The sequence below is a fragment of the Scopulibacillus daqui genome (assembly GCF_016908855.1).
GTDB lineage: Bacteria > Bacillota > Bacilli > Bacillales > Sporolactobacillaceae > Scopulibacillus_A > Scopulibacillus_A daqui.
In genome coordinates this window covers 67946-93501 of the sequence record NZ_JAFBER010000003.1, presented here as the reverse complement: position 1 = coordinate 93501, position 25556 = coordinate 67946, and the positions used below count along the sequence as shown (strand labels likewise).

22 protein-coding genes are annotated in these 25556 nt (G+C 40.4%); 7 read left to right on the top strand and 15 right to left on the bottom strand.

Annotated elements, in window-relative coordinates; translation table 11 throughout:
- The first annotated feature begins 331 nt into the window (after positions 1–331).
- Positions 332–670 (top strand): DUF4870 domain-containing protein, encoded by a 339-nt coding sequence (locus tag JOD45_RS03765; RefSeq protein WP_338056020.1) that lies wholly within the window; start codon positions 332–334, stop codon positions 668–670.
- A gap of 198 nt (positions 671–868) precedes the next feature.
- On the opposite strand, the gene JOD45_RS03760 is transcribed toward JOD45_RS03765, so the two are convergent.
- From JOD45_RS03760 to JOD45_RS03745, 4 genes are all read right to left on the bottom strand, one after another.
- The gene (locus JOD45_RS03760; protein WP_205002532.1) at positions 869–1144 is read right to left on the bottom strand and encodes a hypothetical protein; all 276 of its coding nucleotides are present in this window, start codon (positions 1142–1144) and stop codon (positions 869–871) included.
- On the bottom strand, positions 1145–1654 hold the full coding sequence (locus JOD45_RS03755; RefSeq protein ID WP_205002531.1) for an RNase A-like domain-containing lipoprotein: 510 nt from the start codon (positions 1652–1654) through the stop codon (positions 1145–1147).
- Between the two features lie 262 nt (positions 1655–1916).
- Positions 1917–3284 carry a sodium-dependent transporter gene (locus JOD45_RS03750; protein ID WP_205002530.1) on the bottom strand — a complete coding sequence of 456 codons (1368 nt, stop codon included), beginning with the start codon at positions 3282–3284 and terminating at the stop codon, positions 1917–1919.
- 77 nt (positions 3285–3361) lie between these two features.
- Positions 3362–4003 (bottom strand): TetR/AcrR family transcriptional regulator, encoded by a 642-nt coding sequence (locus tag JOD45_RS03745; RefSeq protein ID WP_205002529.1) that lies wholly within the window; start codon positions 4001–4003, stop codon positions 3362–3364.
- A gap of 273 nt (positions 4004–4276) precedes the next feature.
- On the opposite strand from JOD45_RS03745, the gene kynU reads away from it, so the two are divergent.
- Genes kynU through kynA form a run of 3 tightly spaced genes read left to right on the top strand, consistent with a single transcriptional unit; the run spans position 4277 to position 7064 of the window.
- Positions 4277–5563, top strand: a complete 1287-nt coding sequence (gene kynU / locus JOD45_RS03740; RefSeq protein ID WP_205002528.1) for a kynureninase — start codon at positions 4277–4279, stop codon at positions 5561–5563.
- Positions 5564–5577: 14 nt separating this feature from the next.
- Positions 5578–6207, top strand: a complete 630-nt coding sequence (gene kynB, locus JOD45_RS03735; protein ID WP_205002527.1) for an arylformamidase — start codon at positions 5578–5580, stop codon at positions 6205–6207.
- Between the two features lie 2 nt (positions 6208–6209).
- On the top strand, positions 6210–7064 hold the full coding sequence (gene kynA, locus JOD45_RS03730) for a tryptophan 2,3-dioxygenase (RefSeq protein WP_205002526.1): 855 nt from the start codon (positions 6210–6212) through the stop codon (positions 7062–7064).
- An 89-nt stretch (positions 7065–7153) separates the two neighbouring features.
- Here kynA and JOD45_RS03725 read toward each other — a convergent pair whose 3' ends face one another.
- Positions 7154–8071, bottom strand: a complete 918-nt coding sequence (locus JOD45_RS03725) for a S66 peptidase family protein (protein ID WP_205002525.1) — start codon at positions 8069–8071, stop codon at positions 7154–7156.
- Between the two features lie 657 nt (positions 8072–8728).
- On the opposite strand from JOD45_RS03725, the gene JOD45_RS03720 reads away from it, so the two are divergent.
- From JOD45_RS03720 to JOD45_RS03710, 3 genes are all read left to right on the top strand, one after another.
- Positions 8729–9046, top strand: a complete 318-nt coding sequence (locus tag JOD45_RS03720) for a phasin family protein (RefSeq protein ID WP_205002524.1) — start codon at positions 8729–8731, stop codon at positions 9044–9046.
- 48 nt (positions 9047–9094) lie between these two features.
- Entirely contained in the window at positions 9095–10741 is a 1647-nt protein-coding gene (locus tag JOD45_RS03715; protein ID WP_239549059.1) for an ABC1 kinase family protein, read from the top strand.
- A 231-nt stretch (positions 10742–10972) separates the two neighbouring features.
- Entirely contained in the window at positions 10973–11161 is a 189-nt protein-coding gene (locus tag JOD45_RS03710) for a hypothetical protein (RefSeq protein ID WP_205002522.1), read from the top strand.
- Between the two features lie 182 nt (positions 11162–11343).
- On the opposite strand, the gene JOD45_RS03705 is transcribed toward JOD45_RS03710, so the two are convergent.
- The 10 genes from JOD45_RS03705 to argF all read right to left on the bottom strand — a co-directional run bounded on the left by JOD45_RS03705 (position 11344) and on the right by argF (position 25545).
- The gene (locus tag JOD45_RS03705; RefSeq protein WP_205002640.1) at positions 11344–12972 is read right to left on the bottom strand and encodes an AMP-binding protein; all 1629 of its coding nucleotides are present in this window, start codon (positions 12970–12972) and stop codon (positions 11344–11346) included.
- A 325-nt stretch (positions 12973–13297) separates the two neighbouring features.
- Positions 13298–14893, bottom strand: coding sequence for an APC family permease (locus JOD45_RS03700; RefSeq protein WP_205002521.1), 1596 nt, complete (start codon positions 14891–14893; stop codon positions 13298–13300).
- Positions 14894–15547: 654 nt separating this feature from the next.
- A complete protein-coding gene (locus JOD45_RS03695; RefSeq protein WP_205002520.1) occupies positions 15548–16096 on the bottom strand; it encodes a P-loop nucleotide/nucleoside kinase family protein in 549 nt (182 codons plus the stop codon).
- Positions 16097–16168: 72 nt separating this feature from the next.
- Entirely contained in the window at positions 16169–16615 is a 447-nt protein-coding gene (locus JOD45_RS03690; RefSeq protein WP_205002519.1) for a sortase, read from the bottom strand.
- Positions 16616–16667: 52 nt separating this feature from the next.
- Positions 16668–18587, bottom strand: coding sequence for a 5'-nucleotidase C-terminal domain-containing protein (locus tag JOD45_RS03685; RefSeq protein ID WP_205002518.1), 1920 nt, complete (start codon positions 18585–18587; stop codon positions 16668–16670).
- A 177-nt stretch (positions 18588–18764) separates the two neighbouring features.
- Positions 18765–19610: a 5'-nucleotidase, lipoprotein e(P4) family gene (locus JOD45_RS03680; protein ID WP_205002517.1), complete on the bottom strand. Its 846-nt coding sequence runs from the start codon at positions 19608–19610 to the stop codon at positions 18765–18767.
- A gap of 162 nt (positions 19611–19772) precedes the next feature.
- Complete coding sequence (locus JOD45_RS03675; RefSeq protein ID WP_205002516.1) at positions 19773–21353, bottom strand: Vga family ABC-F type ribosomal protection protein; 1581 nt, start codon at positions 21351–21353, stop codon at positions 19773–19775.
- 423 nt (positions 21354–21776) lie between these two features.
- Positions 21777–23159, bottom strand: a complete 1383-nt coding sequence (gene argH / locus JOD45_RS03670) for an argininosuccinate lyase (RefSeq protein ID WP_205002515.1) — start codon at positions 23157–23159, stop codon at positions 21777–21779.
- 134 nt (positions 23160–23293) lie between these two features.
- Complete coding sequence (locus JOD45_RS03665; RefSeq protein WP_205002514.1) at positions 23294–24523, bottom strand: argininosuccinate synthase; 1230 nt, start codon at positions 24521–24523, stop codon at positions 23294–23296.
- 44 nt (positions 24524–24567) lie between these two features.
- Positions 24568–25545, bottom strand: coding sequence for an ornithine carbamoyltransferase (gene argF, locus JOD45_RS03660; RefSeq protein ID WP_205002513.1), 978 nt, complete (start codon positions 25543–25545; stop codon positions 24568–24570).
- Positions 25546–25556 lie beyond the last annotated feature (11 nt).

The following is a 25556-nucleotide window of genomic DNA, read 5'->3' as shown; positions in this document are numbered from 1 at the left end:
GTTCTTATTGCAGTTATTGGTTTGAGGATTATTGTAAAACAGAGATATAAACGGGTTATTACGGTTAATCTCTAATTATCAATTATCGCTATTATTTTTCAATTAACCGGCCTTTCTTATTATCCTTTCCATTCATTTCCTTCGTTTAAATCATTTATACAACCTTCGTTAATAGACTAATATATTGGCTCCTCTTAATATGGAGAGAGTTCTTTGTTAAAAAAAATATTTCTCTAATATACCGCCCCCTAGATGAATATGATATAGTTGGAATCTTGTCCCCGCTTTTCGTACAATGTTAAGAGGGCTCGAGCGAGGGAGGTGAATGTTAGTGAGAAATGAAACAACCGCTGCGATTTTTACACATATATCGTCTTTTTCTATTTTTATCGGGATTCCTTTTGGCAATCTTATTGGTCCGCTGGTATTATGGCTGATATTCCGGAAACAATCCGAGTTAGCCGATGAGAACGGAAAAGAAGCCGTTAACTTCCAAATCTCCATTATGATTTATTTTATTATCAGCGCCATCCTTTGCCTGATTCTCATTGGTTTTTTACTGCTTTTGGCCGTCTGTATCGTATGGTTTATATTTGTGATTATCGCTACAGTACAAGCCAGTGAAGGAAAAGTATACCGGTATCCTTTGACCATTCGCTTTATAAAATAATAGTTATTTTGCTGACGGATCAGCTAGTTGATCTTCCAGCGTACATACGAACGGCTGGACAAATGGTATCCCCGAAATAAAAAAAGAAAGGCAGAACTAAACTGATCTGCCTTTCTAATATTAAATAGTACATATATAGGCCTTTAACGATCGAGTCAAGGGCCGTTTTTCATAACAAGAAAAGGGCTTTGAATGATTTTATTGTTCCCCTTCTTCTTCCAGCTGTTTGATCATATGGTTTAACCAGGCTTTGATTTCCTCATCTGAAAACTGTCTAAATCCATATTCTTGGATCATCTTTCCCGCCGCTGCCAAATCTCTATTATTCAAAATGTTTTGCAATTCAGCCAGCAGCGACTTTTGCACCTCTGGATTTTCGTTATGCTTAAATGGCTCGATGACATCCCATACCTCATCAGTGTCTAAGCTCTGTATACAATACGCTTCTAAAAAATATTGGAATTCCGGATACATCTATCTCCCCGCCTTTACGGTTGGATAAGAAGTGATGATTTTGTAGCCAAGCTTGCCGGAAGGATCTTTTTGCAAGACTGTTATTGTATCATGCAATTGAGGATGAACTTCCATATCTGACCTGAGCACTGCTTTGCCTACCGCAAAAGAATGATGAGTTTTTAGAACAAGACGATTTCTGTTGGAGTGATTAAGCCAGTTATTGATTTTTTTATCATGAATGCGCAGAGCCTCTTGGACGGCTTTTGTTGCCGTTTCTTTATCATAGTAAGTGCTGGCAGCTGAGATATGGTCCTTCCGAATCCGTGCTTCCAGTTCATGGTCTGATTTGCCCACATGCCTTGCCAAAGTATGTCCGTTCTTTGGAGGGCCTTCCATCTCATCAAGAATGTTGTTGCTGATATGATGTGTTTTAGAATCTCCATGATGTTTTTCAGCAGTTTGGCTGCACCCGCTCAGCAGCATAATAGAAGTAAACAATGCAGCCAAAAATAAATAAACCCACTTCATGTCTGTCACCTCGTGAAACAGTATACAAGAAAAATGGATTCTTAACAAAGAAATAGCGGCGTCAAGAAGGATAAACCGATGCCCCAAAAGAAATGGTCAATCGGTATCCGCATTGAATGTATAAGTGTCATTTTTCACCATATCCATCCCTCATGCTAATCAAATTTATTATACTATTTCAATTAATATCAATGCAGCAAGGTTAATAGACGAAAAAGGCGAACATATATTAGGAACCCTAACAGATGTTCACCTTCTAAAGTTAATTTTTAAAACCCAAAAGCTTAAAGACGCCTATAACATCAAGAAAAACGATAATAATAGCAACCGGCACAATGTATTTGATTAATAAAAACCAAAGGGCAAATAACCGTCTGCCTCCGGTCATTCCGGCGCTAAACTCTTCCCATAATTTCTCTCTGGAAATTTTCATAGGGACAAAAATAGAAATGGCCAAAGCACCGAGCGGCAGCAAAATATTGGAACACAGATAATCGGATAAATCAAAGGCTGTTTTGCCAAATATCTTAAAATCGCTGAGTACGCCGGATGATAGTGCAGATGGAATACCGATCAAGAAAATAATGATGCCTGTTATCCAAGTGGCTTTTTTCCTTTTTGCCTTATTCCCTTGTGTAATCGCGGCAACAATAATTTCCAACATAGAAAACGCAGAAGTAAAGGTTGCAAACAAAAACAACAATAAAAATAGGACAAGGAAAACCATACCAAACGGCATCTTATCAAATACTGCAGGCAAAACGACAAACAACAGCCCTGGACCGGCTTCAGGCTTAAAGCCAAAGGAAAAGACTGCCGGGAAAATGGCCAAACCAGCTAAAATCGAAATAAAAAGGTTCATGGTCACAATGATGGCTGCCGACTTCGGCAAATTTTCCTTTTTCGATAAATACGAACTATACGTGACCATAACCGAAAAACCAACGCTTAACGCAAAGAATGATTGCCCCAGCGCATATAAAATAGCCTTAGAAGAAAGGCTGGAAAAGTCAGGATAAAGAAAAAATTTAAGGCCTTCTCCGACACCGCTTAAGGTCAAAGAACGAACAATCAAAATCATAAAGGCAATAAATAGCGCCGGCATCATGATTTGACTGGCCCGTTCAATCCCTTTTTGGACACCTTTTGCAACAATCACAATTGTAATGAGCATAAATACAAGCTGTGCGGCAACAGCAACCGTTGGATTGGCAATTAATTGGTTAAACAGCTGATTATAGGCGCCCTTGTCCAATCCAGATAAGCGCCCGCTGACTGCTTCAACAAAATAAATAATAATCCATCCGCCGACTACGCTGTAAAAAGCAAGAAGAACACAACTGGATATAACCCCCATAATACCGATCAAGTCCCAGCGCGTGCCCGGTGCAAATGTGCGATAAGCATTTATTGCATCTTTTTGCGATCCTCTCCCGATGATAAATTCAGCCAAAAGCATCGGCAAGCCGATAAAAAGCGTGAATAATAAAAAGATGACAAAAAAGGCTCCGCCGCCGCTTGTTCCGACAACATAGGGGAATTTCCAGATTGCGCCTAAGCCAATGGCTGAACCTGCCGCTGCCATAAGGAAGCCTAATTTCGATGACCATTGCTCTCTTTGCTGCTTCATGTATATCTCCTCCTTATCCAGGGCCTATAAAGTTATCCACAATATCAACATTATCCACAACATCTATATTATCCACATTATACACAGTTTTCAGAGTCAGATCCGGCATACAGTCCGCTTGTGTATATCTCAGTAAGGTTATGAACAACGTCCTCTATTGAAGAGGTGTTTTCATTTCTAACGATCTCCCACAAATACATTTCATTTGCAAAAAACCATCCTCTGGCAACCAGGTCTCTATCTACATCTGTTCTGGCCAGTCCGTTTTTTTGAGAGCAGGCAATGTCTTGGGCAATCCGCTGTATAAACCGCTCACGAATGGATCGCCATTTGTGATAGACATCAGCGGAAACTCTGATCGCTTCTTCAATCACCTGCATCATCGATTGTTCATTTCTGGCCATCTTTAGGAATAAACGCACTTGATTTTTAATCAAATCGTACGCTTCTTGCTTTGTTTTTGGCTCAAATGGCAGTTCGGCAATGTCATAAAATTTATTCATTACATCTTCCATTAATACAATTAAAATATCATCTTTATTTTTAAAATGGACATACGCTGTGCCATATCCTGTTTGCGCCTGTTTAATCATTTGTGATATTGTTGCCTTTTGGAATCCGTATTTGATAAATATATCACGACCTGCGTTCAGCAGTCTATGCTTTGTTTCAATGGACCGCAATTTTCTTGATGACAGCCGGTTCATTTCTTTTTTCATATTCTTCACCTTTTCCGAATCATTTTCTGATTATTCTAGATAAATCATGACACGGCGTCAATGACATGATGTCATTGACGCCGTGTCATGTTCGTAGTATATTGAATTGAGAGAATATTTTGTATCAAAAATACATTATTTCATTCACCATTGTTCTCTTTACTGCTTCATTTGTATGGTTTACGAAAATAAGTATAGTCTGAAAAGTTATCAACAATATCCACAGCATCCACAATCAGCCATGCCAGACTCCTAAAAGAAAGGATTGATTTAATGGGCCTTTATGCATTTGATCCAGCTTATCAATATGCACAGCAATTGGATAAAGAAGATGAATTAGCCTCATTCCGCGATGAATTCTATGTAAAAGAAGATACAATCTACTTGGACGGCAACTCCTTGGGTCTTCTGTCAAAACGCGCTGAAACCTCTTTGCTGAACATCCTTGATTCATGGAAACAATATGGCATTGACGGCTGGACAAAGGGCAAATATCCTTGGTTTTATTTATCTGAACGGTTAGGTGATTTAATCGCTCCGTTTATAGGCGCTGATGCCGGCGAAGTATTTGTAAGCGGTTCCACAACCGTTAATCTTCATCAGCTCGTTGCAACCTTTTACGAACCTAAAGGAACCAAAACAAAAATTCTTGCTGACGAATTAACCTTCCCTACCGATATTTACGCTCTGCAAAGCCAATTGAAGCTAAAAGGCTATGACCCTGATGAATATCTTATCCAAGTTAAAAGCCGTGACGGGCGCACTTTAAATGAAGAAGATATCATTTCAGCAATGACAGAAGATATTGCGCTTATTGTGCTGCCCAGCGTCTTATACCGGAGCGGACAAATTCTTGATATGAAACGGCTGGCTGAAGAAGCTCATCAGCGAGGAATTTTAATCGGGTTTGACCTTTGCCATTCAATCGGCTCAATTCCTCATTATGTCAATGAATGGGATGTCGATTTTGCTTTTTGGTGCAATTATAAATATTTAAACGGCGGCCCCGGCAGCGTTGCCGGACTCTATGTCAATAAGAAGCATTTTCACCGTACGCCCGGACTAACAGGCTGGTTTAGTTCTCATAAAGATAAACAATTTGATATGGAACATCACCTAACCCCGGCTGAAGATGCCGGCGCCTATCAAATGGGGACCCCGCATATACTCAGTCTTGCGCCTTTAATCGGTTCTTTGGAAATTTTTAAGGAAGCAGGCCTCGAGCGGCTCCGTCAAAAGTCTCTTAAAATGACTCAATATATGATGGATCTTATTTCCCATGAATTGAAGGATATGGGATTTACGATTGCAAATCCGATTGAGGATGACAAGCGCACAGGTCATATATATTTAGAACATCAGGAAGCAGCACGCATTTGCAAAGCATTAAAAGAAAATAACGTCATCCCTGACTTTCGTGCGCCGAACGGCATTCGACTTGCACCTGTCCCCCTCTATAATACTTTTCAGGAGATCTGGAACACCGTGCAAATACTGAAAAAAATCATGATAGAAGGCCAATACAAAAAGTTTGAAAACAACAGAGACGTTGTCGCTTAAGGAGGGGGCACATCATGGCGTGGATCGATATTTCGCAGCCTTTAAATAATGACATTGCAACATGGCCTCATGACACGCCTTTCACCTATGAAACAGCCTTTACAAAAGAACAGACAGGGTCAGTCAATATCGGGAAAATAACAATGAGCCTGCATACAGGCACCCATATTGATGCGCCGTTTCATTTTGATAATGAAGGCCGGAAAGTCATTGACCTGGATATTAACATTTACACTGGTCCGGCCCGAATCATTGATGCATCACAATTTGAAAGTATTGGAGCCAAAGAACTGGCAAACTATGACTTAGATGGAGCCAGCCGTTTGCTTGTACGGACCGCACCGTCTAACCCTTATGTTTTTCCAAATAAAATCACTTATTTAAGAGAAGATATCGGCCCGTTTCTTAAAGACAAAGGCATCCAATTAATCGGTGTTGATGTGCCGTCGGTGGATCCCCTCGACAGCAAAGATATGGCTGCGCATATCTCCCTATTCAATCATAGGGTTCACATCTTAGAAAACATTGTGCTTGATCACGTAAAGCCAGGCGACTACGAACTTATCGCACTGCCCCTGCCGCTTGCAGAAGCAGATGGGAGTCCGGTTCGCGCTGTGATTAAACCGCTGCAAAAAGGAGAATAACGATGGAGAAAAACAGCTGTCAAGACTATGATCAAATAGTGACTGAAAAAGGCATTCATACGGATTTCACGAACCATATGACCTATGGCGAGTACCTTCATTTAGACAGCCTATTATCTAGCCAAAAGCGATTATCCGGGCATCATGATGAAATGCTCTTTATCATCATTCATCAAGTCAGTGAACTATGGATGAAATTAATCCTTCATGAACTCAATGCGTCAATTAAATCCATTCAAAAGGATGATCTCTCGGCTGCTTTTAAAATGCTGGCCCGAGTCTCAAAAATCCAATCGCAAATCATTAAGGCTTGGGATGTCTTGTCTACATTGACGCCCTCTGAGTATATACAGTTTCGAGATAAGCTTGGACAAGCTTCTGGATTTCAATCATATCAATATAGAATGATTGAATTTGCCCTCGGTTATAAAACGCCGCATGTCCTTAATATTTATAAAAAAGACCCGGAATTGCATCAAAGCTTAGAAAAAGCTTTGCATGAGCCCGGCCTATATGATGCCGCTATCCAAACCCTCGCAAACGCAGGCTTTGCGATTAACCCGAACCTTCTGCACAGAGACTTTAGCGAACCGTATCAGGCCGATCCGACTGTGGAAGCAGCTTGGCTTGAAGTTTATCACAACGTAGAAGAATACTGGGATCTATATGAGCTTGCAGAAAAACTCGTCGATATAGAAGACTGGTTTCAACAGTGGCGCTTCCGTCATATGAAAACAGTGGAACGAATTATCGGCTATAAGATGGGCACCGGCGGTTCATCGGGCGTTCATTATCTTAAAAAAGTGCTTGATCAGCGATTTTTCCCTGAACTTTGGGATCTGCGCACCAAATTATAAGCTAAAGAGCCTTTCAATAGCTGTTGCAGTTATATTCATCAATATAACAAGGGTCAGTTCCTCCGCCTCGCGGACAGAACTGACCCTTATTATTGAACAGTAGGTTCAAGGACAGTAATAGTATTATTTATTGTATTCAAGTTTACTGCAGCCCCTATGGGAACAGCTGTCTTATAAAAACCATGCGCGGTAGCAAGGTTGGTCATCAGCGGTTTGCCAAGAGGAACAATAAACTCATCAATGACATCCTCGTACGTTTTCCCATAAGAAGTCAGACACCCTGTGCATTCCCCCATAATAATGCCAATGCAATCATCAAACTTTCCGGCGAGTTTCAAATGATTAAGAAGCCTGTAGACTTTATTTGCCGGTTCATGCGTTTCTTCTATTAATAAAATTTTGCCTCTTGTATCAATCTCAAAAGGTGTGCCTAATGTATCAACAAATGAAGTAAGGTTTCCGCCGACAATCGGTCCCGTAACATTCCCGGGAACCTTGCTGATTAGCGGAACACCCGGCGGATTTTTTATTTGTCTGTAATTCAATGTAGATACCGCAGCAAAAAACTGATCGTAATTAAACCGAGGCGTATTTTCCTTGAAATCAATAAGAAGAAGACTCTGAAAGGTGATCAGATTGGCATATTGGTACAGGACATTGAGCAATACGGTGATATCGCTGTACCCTGTTACAATTTTTGGGTTTTGCGAGATGAAATATAAATCTAAATAAGGAAGAATGCCGGCAACTCCTTCTCCGCCTCTGGAAGGCAAGATCATTTTAACCTGTTTATTCTCAAACATACTCATCAGATCATGAGCACGTTGTTGATCTGTACCAGAGAGAAATCCATTTTTGGCATATACGTATCGCCCTAATACCACATTAAATCCTAAGTTTTTTAATGTGTTGATTCGCGCATTAATGATGTTATCATCCAATGGACTGCCAAGCGTAACAATGCCAATGGTATCACCTGGCCTCAACATAGGCGGTCGCGCTACCATAAGTCATTCCTTCTTTCCCAAAAAAGGTCCGTGACGTAAAAAAACATTTATAGTAAATATATTTTCAAAATCCTTAACTATAACCAAAAGTTCACTTCGCTTTTTCGAAAAGAAACATGACCTTTTTTTACGAAATACAAGCAGCCAGCATTACTCCTATAGCTAAAGCTAATACAGATACTAAGAAAAGCCACGTTTTCTTATGTTTGACTTTCATTCCAGTTTTACTTCTAACATATTCAGGAACAATTACAAGAAATGCCTCAATGATTATGACGAAGATTAGAATGAATGCTTTCAAAACATTGCTCCTTTCACTCTTCCTTTACTTGATAAATTCGGTTTTTTATTCCTTATTCGGTCCGTAACATTACATTAAATTAGCATTAGAATAATTTCAATTCCATTTCATAAAAAATTAAAAGAAGTTCTTATATGAATAAAAAGGCATTCTTAAGGATAAAATAAATTTTTAGTACTTTTGGCATCATTCGCGTTTAACTAATGACTGATATAATACTGTTTAAATAACCAATAACATGCGCAAATAAAATTTATTATCGGTCACTTTTTATTTACCTTACAAAAAATGTATGATAGATACTTATCAAATTTGGGTATATAGATAACTAAAAGCACTTAGAAAGGATGAGACTAATGAATGAATTATTGAAAAAAGGCTTTTTCCTTGGATTAGGCGCTGCGGTTGCAAGCAAAGAAAGAGTTGAAAAATATATCAATGATCTTGTGGAAAAGAAGGAAATCGCCCCTTCTGAAGCAAAAGGCATTTTAAGAGAGCTTCAAGAGAAAGGAAAAGGCAAGCAAAATGAATGGAATGAACAATTTCGCAAAGAATTCATATCCACATTAAAACAAATTGGTTTTGTCACAGTTGACCATGTTAATGATTTGCATTCCCGGATTGAATCATTGGAGAAAAAGCTCGATGAAGTGATTGAAAAAAACAATAAGTAAGCATGAAATGCGTTGGTGAGAATCATGATCAAAAAGAGAATGCGGCACATGAACCGGTATCGGGAAATTACAACGGTTCTCGTTAAAAATGGGTTCGGATATCTCGTTAAAGAAGTAGGGCTGTTTCATTTATTGTCCCTTCCGAAAAGAATAGAATCTGATTTAAATAAAGGCAATGCCAAACCGCTTGGCAAACGGTTAAGGCATTCTATGGAAGAACTCGGACCGACCTTTATTAAATTCGGACAATTGCTAAGCATTCGGAGGGACATGATACCTGCCTCGCTGACAAAGGAACTGGAGAAACTCCAAGATGCTGTCAGACCTGTCAACAGTTCTGTCATTAAGCAAATTATCAGCGAAGAACTCGGCGCGCCATGCGAAGACCTTTTCGAAACCTTTGAAGAAGAATGTCTCGCTGCTGCTTCAATAGGACAAGCACACAGAGCGACATTAAGAACTGGCGAAAGTGTTGTTGTTAAAGTTCGCCGTCCTAATATTGAAGATCAGGTGAACATTGATGTTGAAATTTTAAGAGACTTGGCCCGTCTGATCGAGAACCGTTACGCATGGGCTAAGCATTATCAGCTAAGGGAAATTGTCGACGAGCTTGCCGTTGCCATCAGAAACGAAATGGACTATTCACAAGAAGCAAGAAACACTGAGAAGTTCAGACAGATGTTCGAAAATAACGATGATGTCATTATTCCTTCAATCTATTGGGACTACTCAACAAAGAAAGTATTAACATCCCAATATATCGAAGGAAAAAAATTTATTGAACTGAAGGAATTGCCATCCGATGAATTTAATAAAAAGCTTCTTGCCGAACGGCTCGTCAACTCTTTTTTAGACCAAGTTTTAATTAAAGGGGTTTATCACGGCGATCCGCATCCCGGTAACATATTTTTCTTGCCGGGAAACAAAATAGCTTACATCGACTTCGGTCAGATTGGTGTTTTAAGCAGCGAAATGAAAGAAAATTTCGCTTCGCTTATTATTGGATTAATGAGCAAAGACACTGATATGCTTTTACATACCGTTCAAAGAATGGCCAATATGCCGCATGATATCGACGAAAGCAAGCTGAAAAGCGACATAGATACATTAAAAGACAAGTATTACGATATTCCGATGAGTCAAATTAATATCGGCGATGCCATTGCAGATCTTTTTAATACAACGCAAAGAAATCGGATTACCATCCCGAAGGACTATACCATGCTTGGCAAGGCGTTAATGACCATCGAAGGATTTATTACCGATCTCGATTCAGAGCTGAGCTTGATTCATCTTGCAGAACCTTATGGAAAAAAACTGTTGTTAAATCGAATTAATCCAGTCAAAAATTTTCCTGCAAAGTGGGTTGAGATCACAGAACTTGCATCGATCATTTTTCAGTTGCCGAAACAGCTTAGGCACACGCTGACAAAGATAAACAAAGGACAAACCCATCTTGAAATGAATTTGCCCCAAATTGATAAATTGCTGTTAAGGCTCGACCGGATCGGCAATAGAATATCTTTCAGCATCACCCTTCTCGCTTTCAGCATTGTTATTGTGGGCTTAATTATTGCCTCAACTTTTGGCAACACTTTTTTATCCAATATCCCTGTGATCGGCATAGGGGTCATTATAGCTATACTTATGTTTGTTTGGCTGCTATTCTCTATTTTCCGTTCCGGCAGATTTTAAATATAAAGAAGGGTACTGTGAAAAATCAACAGTACCTTTTTTATATATACAAGCCTGATTTTTTGAACCGAAGGAAACGCAGGGCGTTTTTCACGTGTTAACAAATTTGTCAAGGATATTTTTTTGAAAGGGTTTACACAAGTATCACAGCTAAGTATAATGGGTAACAACAGGCTGACATTAATTTTTGAGATCCTTAATATAATATAGGCTTTTTAGGAGGTGATATAAATGAAACAGTATGTGTTTTTATTTGAAACAGATAGTGACCATCCAGACAGATGGAATGAAGTCATTGAGTCTAAGCATATGTTCGAAGCTTTTGATAAAGCACAGCAATTAAGCAAAAAATATGAGAAAGAAAAGTCATCCTTGGTTAATGTAGAATTCAAAGGTGTTAAATATCCGCATATCGCTTAATTCTGAAAGGATGATTTGGTGTATAAGAAAGTTAATATCTTTCGGTAATGTGTAACCTTCTTCACAAGAAAAATAGAAAGGGTTACACATTTTTTATATTAAGAAACCTGCCGCTATAGCAGCAGTTTCACATATAAAGCCATCTTCTCTCAAACGATTTTCTATTTCAAAAGATTTTCGGTTTAACGATTTAGAAGCTTTCTCCCAAATTCGCGAAGCTTGTATTTTTGGATTTTCCCAGATGCTGTCATTGGATATTCTTCACAAAACTCGATATAGCGCGGCACTTTAAAAGAAGCAATCCTCCCAAGGCAGAAGTCACGAATTTCTTCGGCTGAAGCTGTTTGCCCCGGTTTCAGTTTAATCCAAGCCATCACTTGTTCTCCGTATTTTTCATCCGGTACACCGACAACCTGTGCATCAAGAACTTTCGGGTGCTGGTAAAGAAACTCCTCAATCTCTCTTGGATAAATATTTTCTCCCCCGCGAATAATCATGTCTTTGAGTCTGCCGACAATTTTACAGTAGCCATTTTCATCCATGACAGCAAGGTCTCCAGTATGAAGCCAGCCATCCTCATCTATCGCTTCGGCTGTTGCCTCGGGGTCCTTATAATACCCTTTCATCACATGGTAACCGCGGGTGCACAACTCTCCTCGAGCACCATTATGAACTGCTTTATTTGTTCCCGGCTGAACAATTTTTACTTCTACATTCGGCAATGCCCGTCCCACAGTGGATACCCTTATTTCAAGCGGGTCGTCAGTCCTTGTTTGCGTAATCCCCGGAGATGATTCAGTCTGTCCATACACAATGGTCATTTCTCTGGCGCACATCTTTTCTGCCACCGCTTTCATAACCTCGATTGGACAAGTGGAGCCTGCCATAATGCCCGTACGCAATGACGACAAATCGTATTTGTCAAAATCAGGGTCATTCAATTCTGCAATAAACATGGTCGGTACACCGTGCAATGCTGTACACCTTTCATCCTGCACCGCTCTCAAAACTTGTTTAACATCGAACTCCTGAATCGGAACCATTGCTGCTCCAGCGGTTACACAAGTCAATGTCCCAAGCACTGATCCAAAACAATGGAAAAACGGCACTGGTATGCACATCCGGTCACTTGAAGTAAGCTTCATGCACGCCGCAATATTTGCGGCGTTATTCACTAAATTGTTATGGCTCAGCATAACACCTTTTGGGAAACCTGTTGTCCCTGATGTATACTGCATATTAATGACATCATCCGGATCCAGCGATTGTATTCGTTTATCCAGTTCCTCTTCGCTTACCTCATCTTTCAATTTAAAAATATCGGACCATTGGTACATGCCCGGATAGCCTCTTTCCCCTAGAACGATAACATTCTTTAGAAAAGGAAACTTTTTAGATTGGAGTTTCCCAGGTTCTGATGTCTTCAATTCCGGTACAATTTCGTAAAGCATATCGATGTAAGACGTTCCTCGATAATTTTCCATTAAAATCAGTGTTGTTGAATCAGATTGCTTCAAAAGATACTCAAGTTCTGTCAAACGATAACTTGTATTCACCGTAACGAGTACAGCACCCATTTTGCCTGCTGCAAATTGAGTTGTCACCCATTCCGGACGGTTTGAAGCCCAGATGGCCATATGTTCGCCTTTCTTAATGCCCAGTTTCATAAAGCCCCTTGCCGCTTCCCTGCACAACTGATTAAACGTCTTATAGGAATAACGCAGACCTCGATCAGGATACACAACAGCATCGCGGTCAGGTTGTCTATCCGCTGTTTCTTCGAGCAATTGGCCAATCGTCACATTCATTATATGCGCTATAAGAAACCCCTCCTCATCGAGCCAGTCTTTTGGGATTATATTAAGGCAAAAATGGTGTTAAGTCAATTATGTTTCCGAATTTTCTATCTATTATATCAGAAAAATAATCCTGCTGAAATCGCTCAGCGGAGTGCCGTTTTACTTTACATATGAAGTATGATCCGCAACTGAACCCCAGCTTTTTCATGACATGCATCGCTTAGATTAAGCATTCTGCTGACTCTGTGATTCTTCTAAAAAACATCTAAAAATCGTTATCCAATGGCTGATCCATGGATAGAAAAAAATGCCCCGCGTTTTTCGCGGAGCATGGCTATTATGCAGTTTGCGGATTTTCTTCTTTTTCTTGCTCTTTCCCTTCAATTTCCGGTGTTTTCCAGCCGCTCTTAATTCCCCAGAAAAAGAAAATTAATGATGAAGCGGCGATGGCCGCATAATCCCAACCGGCAGGGATCAAGCCTAAACCGCCAAATTCTTTGCCGCCGATAAAGGAAACGAACATCATCCATAACAGATATATAATAACCCAAAGCCCTGCTTTTAAGTGTTTGGCAAAACCTTTGAATTTCGCTTTAGCTTGATAGTAAAAATAGATCGGCAAACCTATCAGCATAACGATGATAACCTCGCCGGTCAGCGGCCACCTTGACCAATAAAGCATCATTGAACCGGCAATAAAAGCAATTGGAGCGAGAATGTATATGCCTTTAATTCTTAACGGCCTGTCTAAATCGCTCCCTACTCTCCGCAATACAATAACGGAAATCGGGCCAATTAAATAAGAGATAACCGTCGCCACTGAAATGACTTCTGAAAGTGATCCCCAGCCTCTAAACAAGTACAGGAATATGAATGAGACAATGAGGTTAAACCACATAGCCGGACGAGGAATGCCTAATTTCGGATGAACCCTTCCAAAAACTTTTGGAAAATAGCCGTTCTTTTCCATTCCGTAAATCATCCGGGCCGTTGTGGCTGTATAAGTGATGCCGGTTCCTGAAGGCGATACAAAGGCATCTGCAAAAAGCAAAAGAACCAGCCAGTTTAATCCCCATGCCATCGCCAAGTCAGCAAATGGCGAGTTTAAATTAATTTGCCCCCAGCCATGAGCTACCATATCCGGCTTGACAGCACCGATAAATGTTATTTGCAAAAGGATATAAATAACGCCTGCAATTAAAATGGAACCAATAACAGCAATCGGCACTGAACGTTTTGGATTGCGCGCTTCGCCCGACATATTAATCGGACTTTGAAACCCATTAAATGCAAAAACAATACCGGATGTCGCAACCGCCGTAAAAACGCCCGACCATCCAAATGGGATAAATCCGCCTGTTTCGTGAGACGTAAAATTGCTGCCGTGAAAAGAAGCAAAAATGAGTCCAATAATTGTAAGGGCAGGAATGATAAATTTAAATACGGTAATCGCTGTATTAACCCTGGCAAAAAGCTGCACAGTAAAATAGTTAAGTATAAAATAAACAATAACTAAAACCGCAGCTACCATAAGGCCAGGGGTTGTTAATTCTGTTCCGTTATATAGCTTATGAGCCCAATCAAAATTCCAGGAACTTAAGTATTGCGCAGAGGCTTCCGCTTCTACTGGGATAACCGAGACAATGGCAATCCAGTTTGCCCAGCCGGCGATAAAACCTACGAGAGAGCCATGTGTATAATGGCCGTAGCGAACCATGCCGCCTGCTTCAGGAAACATGGCCCCTAATTCAGAAAACGTCAGACCAATCAATAAAATAATGATTGTTCCGATAGCCCAAGCGAAAACAGCTGAAGGACCGGCAATTTTTGCAGCCTTCCACGCCCCGAAGAGCCATCCAGAACCAATGATCGAACCAATACCAGTCATCGTCAGCGCAAAGGTTCCAATGTCTCGCCGCATATTATCTTTCATACATAGAAACTTCCTTTCTGTCATGAATCTGAAATAGATGAAACATACTCAAAGCGTTTAAATGTTATTAATAAATGATATTATCAACGGATAGATTTAAGAATAATAAAATATTTACAATTAAATAAATATTCTGTCATATTATTTTCTTTTTCAGATTTGCAGTTTCACATACACCCCTTTTAAAATATGTGGCTATTTTCTAACAATACTATGTGACTATTATAACATAACTTTTGAAAACGCTGTCTAATTTTTTTCGATAATGTCGAAAAAATGCAAAAGCCGCCCTGCTTCTAGCCTGCAGATGATTTTTTTTGCTACCACACATTAGTATGTGTTCTTTTGCCTGATCGCTTTGTGCTATATCGAAAATAAAAGGTATTTTTATGATATATAACAGGGTTTTAGGCAACATTCAAATGCCACTGAAAATCAAAGCAATCCGGAGAAATCATAAGATCGTGGTTTTTGATTATCAGACTGATTTTCGTAATTATTTCCCGACATAAAAATCAGCCCATATCGGCGAATTTGGCCGAATATAGGCTTTTTTCTTTTTCATTGGTTCAGCTAAGATGGTTTATGTTAACTTGGGCTAAAAAAGAGATCGGTCTAAACAATCGCGCCCGTTTGCTTAACTTTTGTATCGCATCACGTCGTGAGTAAAAAAGATTTCTTTTCAATTATGGCTTTTATTGCTGAAACACTTTCTTCGATAGATTGATTTGTTGTGTCGATAATATTGGATTCATAGGCACCTAAATCGTTAAATTGCTCCCACATTTTTTCTACCAATTCAATGTTGGCGCCTTCGTCTAATTTAGTGCGATTGATTGCTCGTTTCATTGTTTCTTCTTTAGTCGCTCTTAAGATAATGTAATGTACTTCATAATTATCTTGTACAACATTTAACCACGGCTTTAAGAACCAAGGACCAACAATTCCATCTATAATCACATCGTACCCGCCACGTGCAAAACGTTTTGCAGCTTCTAAAAAAGCCTCAATAACAATTAAGTTTTGTTCTTGTGATTCCGGTAAAAAAGGAGGTATTGCCCCCTTTTGAATATAGTGATAAAAATCATCCGTGTGCATATGAACAGCTTTTAATAAGCTAGATTCTTTAGCAACAATAGACGCCGTTGTACTTTTACCAGTCCCTGGTGAACCAGTAATTATAATAATCCTGCCTTGTTTCATAAATATTCCCCTTTGTTCAACAAAATGTCAATATTATTGTGAATCTGACCTTAAAAGCCGCCCTGATCAACATTATTTAAGCGGATAAGCAGTTATAATATAGCGTTTAGGCGCATGGCCAATATAATGAAAAGGATAGCACGTTGACAGCGTTAAAACTTCTTTTGGCGCGGTGGAATGAATGACGGTTGTATCGTCTTCTGATACAATTTTCCATCCCTTCATGCTATATTGGAATGTTCCATAAGGCATTTGGACAATGATTTTATCCCCGGGTTTCAAATCACCCAAATGCCGGAATACTGTATCTCTGTGCCCGGATAATAAAACTTGGCCTTTTCTTGGATGAAACGGTCTTTCTTTTATATCCTTATCTTGCGGATGATTGCTTTTTACAGCGGCTTCTGCTTGGTGAATGGCCTGCTTTTGTCCAGTATGATCAATCCAGAGTATGCATCCTGAAACAGAAATTAAAATGACGCCAATAGATAATAGAAAGCATCCTATTAATTTGCGCATATTAGCCACCAATCTTTAAAGATACAGTTAAAGGCCCGCCCTGCAAATAAAATTATGTTCTTTTCCTTCGATAGAATAACACCATAAGGCCCAGAGCGGCTAGAATAATACCCGCTAATAGATAACTGTAAATATTTGTTGCTGTATCCGGGAGTTTGTGCCCGGCTTTTGAATGGCTGCTTGATGTCTTCCCTTGATTTTGCTCATGGCGGTCATCGCCGTTAAGGGCATTGACTTGTTCTGCTTTGGAGGGTTCAGCCAGCGTTGCGCGTCCATCAACTTTGGGATCGAGCTTTTTGCCTTCGGCAGTTAGTTTCTTTAAATATTCAATAAAGGTATCAGTATCGGACTGGTAAGGTTTCACCAGCTTTCCTTGTTTAAAGGCAGAAAACCCGTCCCCTCCGGTTGCCAAAAATTCATTTAACGCCACTGTATAGGTTTTATCCATTGCTATTTTTTCACCATCTGAAAGATACATATCCTTGACACAATATTTCTGATGACAGCCGGGAACTTTGTCACCATCGGCGTATGTGTATTTTATTCCAGAATCTTGCATAAACATCATATGGTCAGGGTTTTGCCATTGTTCGTTTAAAGCCGCTTTCATTTGTTTCCCAGTTAATTGATAAACGCCCAATTGATTTGCAAATGGCTGAACGGCGTAAGCATCCCCCCAAGACACTTCATGCAAGCCTTTAGTGTTCGTATGAGACACTAATCCTGTACGAATGCCTCCAGAGTTTGTAAAGGCTATTTGTGCCCCCGTCATTTCGCGTTGGCCGTCAGTAATGAGATCTCCTAAAGGATCTTCGCCTTCTTCCGGGTCCTTTTTGCCGATGGTCTTACCGTCTGCTGCATAACCGATTGGACTTTTTGTCACTTTGTCAGTGATTGTTTTCGCCTGATTTACAATGCTTTGAATTTTAGGATCTGGTTTGATGTCTCTTGTATTTGGAACGACACTCGCCTTAAGAGAACCTTTCACAAAGTCTTGGGTCTTAGGATCAAGCTTGCCTCTCACATCGCCGTAAGCTTGTCCGTATTTCAGATCTTCGACAATCAGCTTTCCATCCACAAAACCGTTAACATTTGTGTTATTGTGTCCGGCGAAAATAACATCCACATCATCGCTGACTTTTTTGGCTAAATCCGCGGCATCACCGACGATTTTACCATCTTTATTGTCTGCAGGAATATGGCCATCGACGGCAATCGCATGAACCCCTTTGTTATGCAATATTTTCACGTACTTATTGACCGTATCGGCTTCATTAAGAAATTTAAAATCCTTGATATTTTTATGTAATGTTGTTTTCATCGTTTCCAGCGTATCGATGCCGATAAAACCCACTTTGACGCCGCCGGCATTTTTTATGGCATAAGGCGGAAAGATGGGTTTGCCCGTCTTTTTATCAACAACATTAGCGCATAGATAGTCAAAGTCTTTATCTATCCCTTTATAGCGATAGTCAAACCCTTTTGTATATTTCTTAACGTTCGGATGGACAGAAGCTGCATATAAAAGACGCTTTAATTCTGGTATTCCCTCATCAAATTCGTGGTTTCCGAGAACACCGATCTTAAAGTTCATCGCATTGAATGCCGCTGCTGTCGGCTGATCTTGAAGCAGCGCGGAAATCGGCGGACTTGCACCGACAAGGTCCCCGGCATGAAGACGAATGGTATAGGATCTGAGCCCTTCTTTCTTTGCCTGCTGATTCATATCCTGTTCGGCTTGATTTAAGTGTGAAGCCAAGTAAGCCGCTCCGCCGACTTTATACATCTTGCCGTTATCTTTAATGTCGCTTACAGTATTCAAATTGCCATGAAAGTCATTAACCGCAAGCATTTGGAAAGCAATCTCTTTGCTGTTATGTCCTTTTGCATGAGCTTGTGCTGTCAAACGTGATACAGCCGGTGAAACTGACAGTGAAAACACAAGTAAAACGGCTAAAATCACCTTTTTCATACAGATTTCCCCCCGCAGTTTTTATTTAATATTCCCCCATTGTGAATATTAAAAAAATATCATAGAAGCCGAAAGCAAGGCGAACTGCTTTCGACTTAAAACCATAACCGCTGTAACCATGGTTTACCGGCGGTTTCTACATTTTAAAATGAAATATTGGCGTCAGTAATTAAAATTTTACGGCTGAAAAGCATTTAAATGGGCTTTGCGTTCTTTTATTTTTTCGTGGGCTTTCTTGTCTTTAAAATTGTATAATGCCCCTTCCCAATCTCCATACATTGGATTTGGCATGATAATAAATTTGTCCCCGAATTGGCTTTTTTGCTCCTCTACAGCCTTATTTCTGTCTTCAAGAGATTTTCCTTTGAAATTAGGGAAATCTGATAAGTTATCTCCGAAAAATAAAACTATGTCATGTGTCTTGGCTATACGATCATCCCGGCCTTTTTTGCTTGTGTCATTTTTGCCCTTTAAAAGGACATGCTCCTTATTTGCCTGAGGAATATGCTCACGCTTTAGATTTTTAATTGTTGCATCTAATTGATCAACTGAACGATCAGAAACGTAGTAAATGTCTACACCTTTTTTGTTTGCATCATTTAAAAAGTCTACTGCTCCTGGAACAGCTTTTGCTTTTGCCGCATTGACCCATTCATTCCATTTGTAAGGAAAAGCTTTCCCTTTTTGAGCGACATACGCATCCCAAGGGCTGTTATCCAGGACCGTTTCATCCAAATCCAGGACGACAGCCGGTTTTTTCTTAGTGCCTTTTTTTAATGCTTCGTCCAATTTCATTTTACCAATATTATAGCCTTGGTAATATAATGCTTTTGCCTCACCCGAGGTTTGATACCAGGCATCCGCCATAATAGATTCTTCACCCATTGTTTTTTCTGCTGTTTCCTTGGCGGCAAGAGGTTTTGTTTGCGCCTCGGCACTCATCTTATCTTGAGTACCGCAGCCAGCTAACGAAAAGGATAAAATAAGTGCTGAGACTAGTCCTGTGACTTTTTTCATGTTCATTTTTCCCCCTATTATTTTTTTTCAGTTTAACCTTGATAAAGTTGGAATTCAACCCTTTATAGGGAAATTGGGGACTGACTGCCCGATTTTAGAAAAAGCAAGTGCGTTCCCGCGGCTTAATAAAAATAGATGCCGGAACATATTGACCCGGCACCTAATCCTTTAAATATCCGTTAAATTTTCCTTAAGCGATTTGCGTTCAGCTATAAGCCTTTGAAATTCTTGTTCAAGCGTTTCCGATGGATGCTCACTGAGTTTACTAATCACTTCAGTCAGTTTTGTTTCAATCTTTAATAGCTCATCTCTTGCAAAATCCCGCGATGATTCCTGCCTGCTTTCCCGATATTCCTTATAATTTCCTGTAAATACTGTAATGGATTGATCTTCAATTTCAATCATTTTAGCAGCTATGTTTTCGATAAAACGGCGGTCATGCGAGACAAAGATAACCGTTCCCTCATAATGGCTTAATAAATCTTCCAAAGCTTCCATTGCATGAATATCGAGGAAATTTGTCGGTTCATCCATTACTAATACATTCATATCGCCCAAGAACACCTTTGCAAATGCCGCTTTGACTCGTTCACCGCCGCTGAGGGCTTTGACAGGCTTAAACACTTCTTCCTCATAGAAATGCAAGCGGGCAAGAACGGTCCGTATCAGCGCTTCTGGATAGATGGCCGTGGCTTTGACATTTTCCAAAATATTTTTTTCTGGATTTAAAATATCAAGATTTTGGCTGAAATAACCGATCTTCACAGCCGGAGAGATCATTACCTCAGGGACTCTTGCTAAAATTTGCTTTAGCAAGGTCGTTTTGCCGGCGCCGTTTTTCCCAATCACCGCGACCTTTTCCCCGCCTTTTATATCAAAAGAAGCCTCTCTCCACAGCACTTTCTCATTAATTTTCATGGTGAAGTCTTTGACTTGAATGATGCGGCGGCCTTGAATTTCCGATCCATCCGGCAAATCCATTTTAATAGGCGGCAGCTCCCTTGGCTTTTCGACTTTTTCCAATTTATCAATTCGCGTTTTTAAAGCTTTAATATTTTGATGCATCATCTTTTGCTTCTTCGCATACTTCATCTTATAAAGGCGGGATTCTGAAGTTCCCATATGTTTTGAGGGTGCTTTTGTCATCTTCTTAGCTTTCTGCTCTTTCAGCTGTGCAGCCTGTTCCAGCTGCTTTTTCTTAGCAGTATACTGTTCATATTTTTCCCGCTCTTGCTGCCGCAGCAATTCTTTCTGTTCAAGGTATTGCGTGTAATGACCGGTAAACTCTCTGACATGGCCATCTTCAATTTCCCATATTTTTGTGCAGAGCTGGTCTAATAAATAACGGTCATGGGAAACAAGCACAATGGCTCCTTGAAATCTTTTAAACTGTCCTTCAAGTCTTTCAATGCTTTCAGCGTCGAGATTTGTTGACGGTTCATCAGCGAATAATATATCCGGCTTCGCCGCTAATGCTTTGTCAATGTATCTTTTTGTGATCTCGCCGCCGCTTCTGACAGTACCCGCTTCTTTCAACTGCGGCAACAAATAGCGCGTCGCAGACGTCATGATTGTTCCTTCATCCGCTTCTGATTGCCCCGCCAAAATGTTTAACAAAGTTGTTTTCCCGCTGCCGTTGCGGCCGACCAAACCGATTCGTTCTCTATCTTGAATCCGTAACTGCTCAAAGCCAAAAAGTTTCCGGTCTTTTATTGATTTTTCTATGTGATTCGCTTCAAGTATAATCATATAACCCCTCCCTTAACGTTAGGTCTCATTGCTTTCTATACATTTCCCGACTGTTTTAAGCACCGTCAAAAGATCTTCATGATATAAAAAACCTCCTATCCGTTTTCCGAATAGGAGGCAATGAACATATAGCAAAAAGAACTGCTGTCAAAAGCAGTGCTGAAAATCCTTTTTGTCTATATAAGTACATGACTCATCCTATTCAGAAAACATCGTTAAACAATATGATTTTCTGAATAGGAGAACCGAGTGCAAACGCTATGCCATTCTTTAAAATGGTAAAAAAGTACAGATTTATCCCATTCAAAAAACCATTCAATGACCTTAACGAATGTTTGTTCTTAAATAGGATTATAAAATCATGTACTTTTTTCACCCTTCCGATTTTTGTTAATTTATTTTATGCATATAACGCTCCTAAAGTCAATTATTTTTGACTAATTTGCTTTCCGCCAGCTTAAGCTGCTGTTTAACTTGTGCTGCCGCTGTACCGCCTGCGCTTTTCCGTGCGTCTACAACGTGTTCCGGCGTTAAATACTCATAAACATCCTCTTCAAACAACCGGCTGAATGATTGATATTCTTCCATCGTTAAGTCTAGTAAATATTTTCCCTTTTGAACGGCATAAATAACTATTTTTCCGATGACTTCATGAGCTTGGCGGAACGGCATCCCTTTTGCGGCTAAATAGTCGGCGATGTCGGTCGCATTTGAATAATCTTGCGCCACAGCATTTCTCATTTTTTCAGTATTGACTGTCATTGTCTCGAGGAGCGGTACCAGCAAATTCAAAGACCCTTCGAGCGTTTCAACCGTATCGAACATGCCTTCCTTATCCTCTTGCAGGTCCTTATTGTAGGCTAAAGGCAATCCTTTTAACACCGTTAACAGCCCGATTAAACCGCCGAATACGCGGCCTGCTTTGCCTCTTAATAATTCAGGAACGTCAGGGTTTTTCTTTTGGGGCATCATGCTTGATCCTGTACAAAAAGCATCATCAAGTTCGATAAATTGAAATTCTTGGCTGCTCCAAATGACCAATTCCTCTGAAAGCCTTGAAATATGCACCATTATAATTGATGCAACTGACAGAAATTCCAGAATAAAATCCCGGTCACTGACCGCATCCATGCTGTTTGGATAAACATCATCAAAGTCTAACAGTTCAGCAATGCGGCCGCGATTAATAGGAAAGGTTGTGCCTGCTAATGCGCCTGCCCCTAAAGGTAAAACGTTAATCCGTTTTAAGCTGTCTTGCAACCTTTCTTTATCTCTTTCAAACATCCAAAAGTAAGCGAGCAAATGATGAGCAAAAGAGACAGGCTGGGCACGCTGAAGATGTGTATATCCAGGCAATATCGTTTCAAAATTTTCTTTCGATTGATTGATTAAAGCCATTTGGACTTTTTCCAGACATTTAATCAATTCTTTTGTCTTTGTTCGCAGATAAAGATGCATATCCGTTGCCACTTGATCGTTGCGGCTTCGCCCGGTATGCAATTTCCCACCAACCGGGCCGATTTCATCAATTAACAGCTTTTCGATATTCATATGAATATCTTCATGCTCCAATTGAAAATCAACTTCCCCTTTATCAACTTTATCTAATATCGTATATAATCCTGATTGAATTTGCCTTGCTTCTTCGTCCGCAATAATACCGCATTCACCGAGCATCTGAACGTGAGCGAGGCTGCCTTGAATGTCCTCTTTGGCTAATTTTTGATCAAATGAAATAGATGAAGTAAACGTATCGACGAGTTTATCCGTTTCCTTTGTAAACCGTCCGCCCCAAAGTTTTGCCACAATGCCACCCGCTTTCTATCCATAATAGACATTTATAAAAAGTTGGCTGATGCAGACCTGAAAATCAACGCATTCATTCAGTATTTGCACTTATAAAAACAGCTTGACGCTCTATCAGCAGTTTGGAATGCCCCTTACTTTCCCGCAGCTGGTTCTCCAACAGGCGAAAGTCCTTGATGAACTTCTGAGTACACTTTTGTCGGCAGACCCCACAGATTAATAAATCCAACAGCCGCATTGTGGTCAAACGCGTCCCCTTTTGTATAGGTCGCTAGTTCCTCATTATAAAGGCTGTTTGCGGATTCCCGGCCGACAACGACATGAGTGCCTTTATGAAGCTTTACGCGCACTTTTCCTGAAACGGCCTTTTGTGTTTCATTAACGAAGGCGTCCAAAGCCGGCTTAAGCGGCGAATACCATAATCCCTCATAAATGATTTTTGCCATTTGCTGATCAACTATTGATTTGAACTGGGAAACCTCCCTTGTTAGAGTTAAATATTCCAGTTCCTTATGAGCATTGATTAAAATAAGCGCCGCTGGATTTTCATAGACTTCTCTTGACTTAATGCCGACAAGGCGGTTTTCGATATGATCGATCCGGCCGACGCCATAAAGACCGCCCTTTTCATTTAATGTTTCAATGACTTCGACTAAAGGGAGTTTTTTATCGTTTAAGGCTGTTGGAACACCTTCCTCAAATGTAATGTCAATATATTCCGCTTCATCCGGGGTTTTCTCAATTGGATTTGTCCACTCAAAGGCTTCTTCCGGCGCTTCTGTCCAAGGGTTTTCTAATACACCCGCTTCACAAGCACGCCCCCAAATGTTGGCGTCAATCGAAAAAGGATTATCGAGATCCACTGGAATCGGAATGCCTTTTTCTTTGGCGTAAGCAATCTCTTCATCCCTTGTCATCCCCCATTCGCGTACAGGCGCGACAACTTTCAAGCTTGGATTGAGGGCCTTAATCGACACTTCGAACCGGACTTGGTCATTGCCTTTCCCGGTGCATCCATGAGCTACAGCGGCTGCTCCCTCCTGTTCGGCCGTATCAACTAAGAGCTTTGCGATTAACGGCCGCGACAATGCGGAAGAGAGCGGGTATTTACCTTCATATAGGGCGTTCGCCTTTAATGCCGGCAAAATATAATCTTTGGCAAGCAATTCTTTTGCATCAATGCAGATGGATTTAATCGCTCCGACATTTAATGCCTTTTGTTTAATTTCTTCTAAATCTTTCCCTTCTCCAACATTAAGTCCTAGTGCGATGACATCATATCCATATTTCTCTTGAATCCATTTGATTGAAACAGATGTGTCTAAACCGCCGGAATACGCTAAAACAATTTTTTCTTTGGCCATTAAGCATCTCTCCTTTATTAAAAATCTCCTTCTATATCAAACAATCAGCCTTCCATTAAATGTTTCAATATAGCTTTTTGGGCGTGCATCCTATTTTCAGCTTCATCAAAAACGACTGAGTGAGAACCGTCAATGATTTCCGGCGTCACTTCTTCACCGCGGTGTGCCGGCAAGCAGTGCAGAAAAAGGAAATCATCTTTCGCGTATGAACAAAGTTCCTTGTTCACTTGATAAGGTGCAAAGACTTGTAATCTTTCTTCAGTTTCTGCCTCTTGACCCATGCTGGTCCAGACATCGGTAACGATAATGTCTGTTTGTTCAATCGCTTTCTCTGGTGAAGAGGTATATGCAACCTGGCTTCCCGTCGATTGGCCGATGCGTTTAGCATTTTCAAAGATTTGCAGGTTTGGTTCATAACCGGCCGGGCTGGCAACCGAAATATCCATGCCTACGCTTGCTGCCCCTTCGAGAAGCGAATGGCACATATTATTATTGCCGTCGCCGATGTAGCACATTTTCAGTCCGCTCAACGTCCCCTTATGCTCATAAACTGTCAATAGGTCAGCAAGCACCTGCGTCGGGTGGTGCAAATCGGTCAGACCGTTAATCACCGGTACTTCCGCATGTTCCGCAAACTGTTCAATTGAATCGTGGGCGAATGTCCTGATCATGATGCCGTCAACATAGCGCGACAATACTTTTGCAGTATCGCCTATTGTTTCTCCGCGGCCCAGCTGGATATCGTTTGAACTTAAAAATATCGCCTGGCCGCCAAGCTGCATCATGCCAACTTCAAAGGAAACCCTCGTTCTTGTCGACGGTTTTTCGAAGATCATCCCCAACACTTTCCCGCGCAAATACGGATGGGGAATACCCTTTTTTTGCAGTTTCTTCATTTCAAGTGCTTGATTTAATAGAAAGAAAATGTCATTTTGGGTAAAATCGGCTAAAGTTAAAAAGTCTTTTCCCTTTAAATCTGAAGGAACTGCCTTCAATTGAACCGGCTGGCTAACATTTAACATTCCTCTTCCCC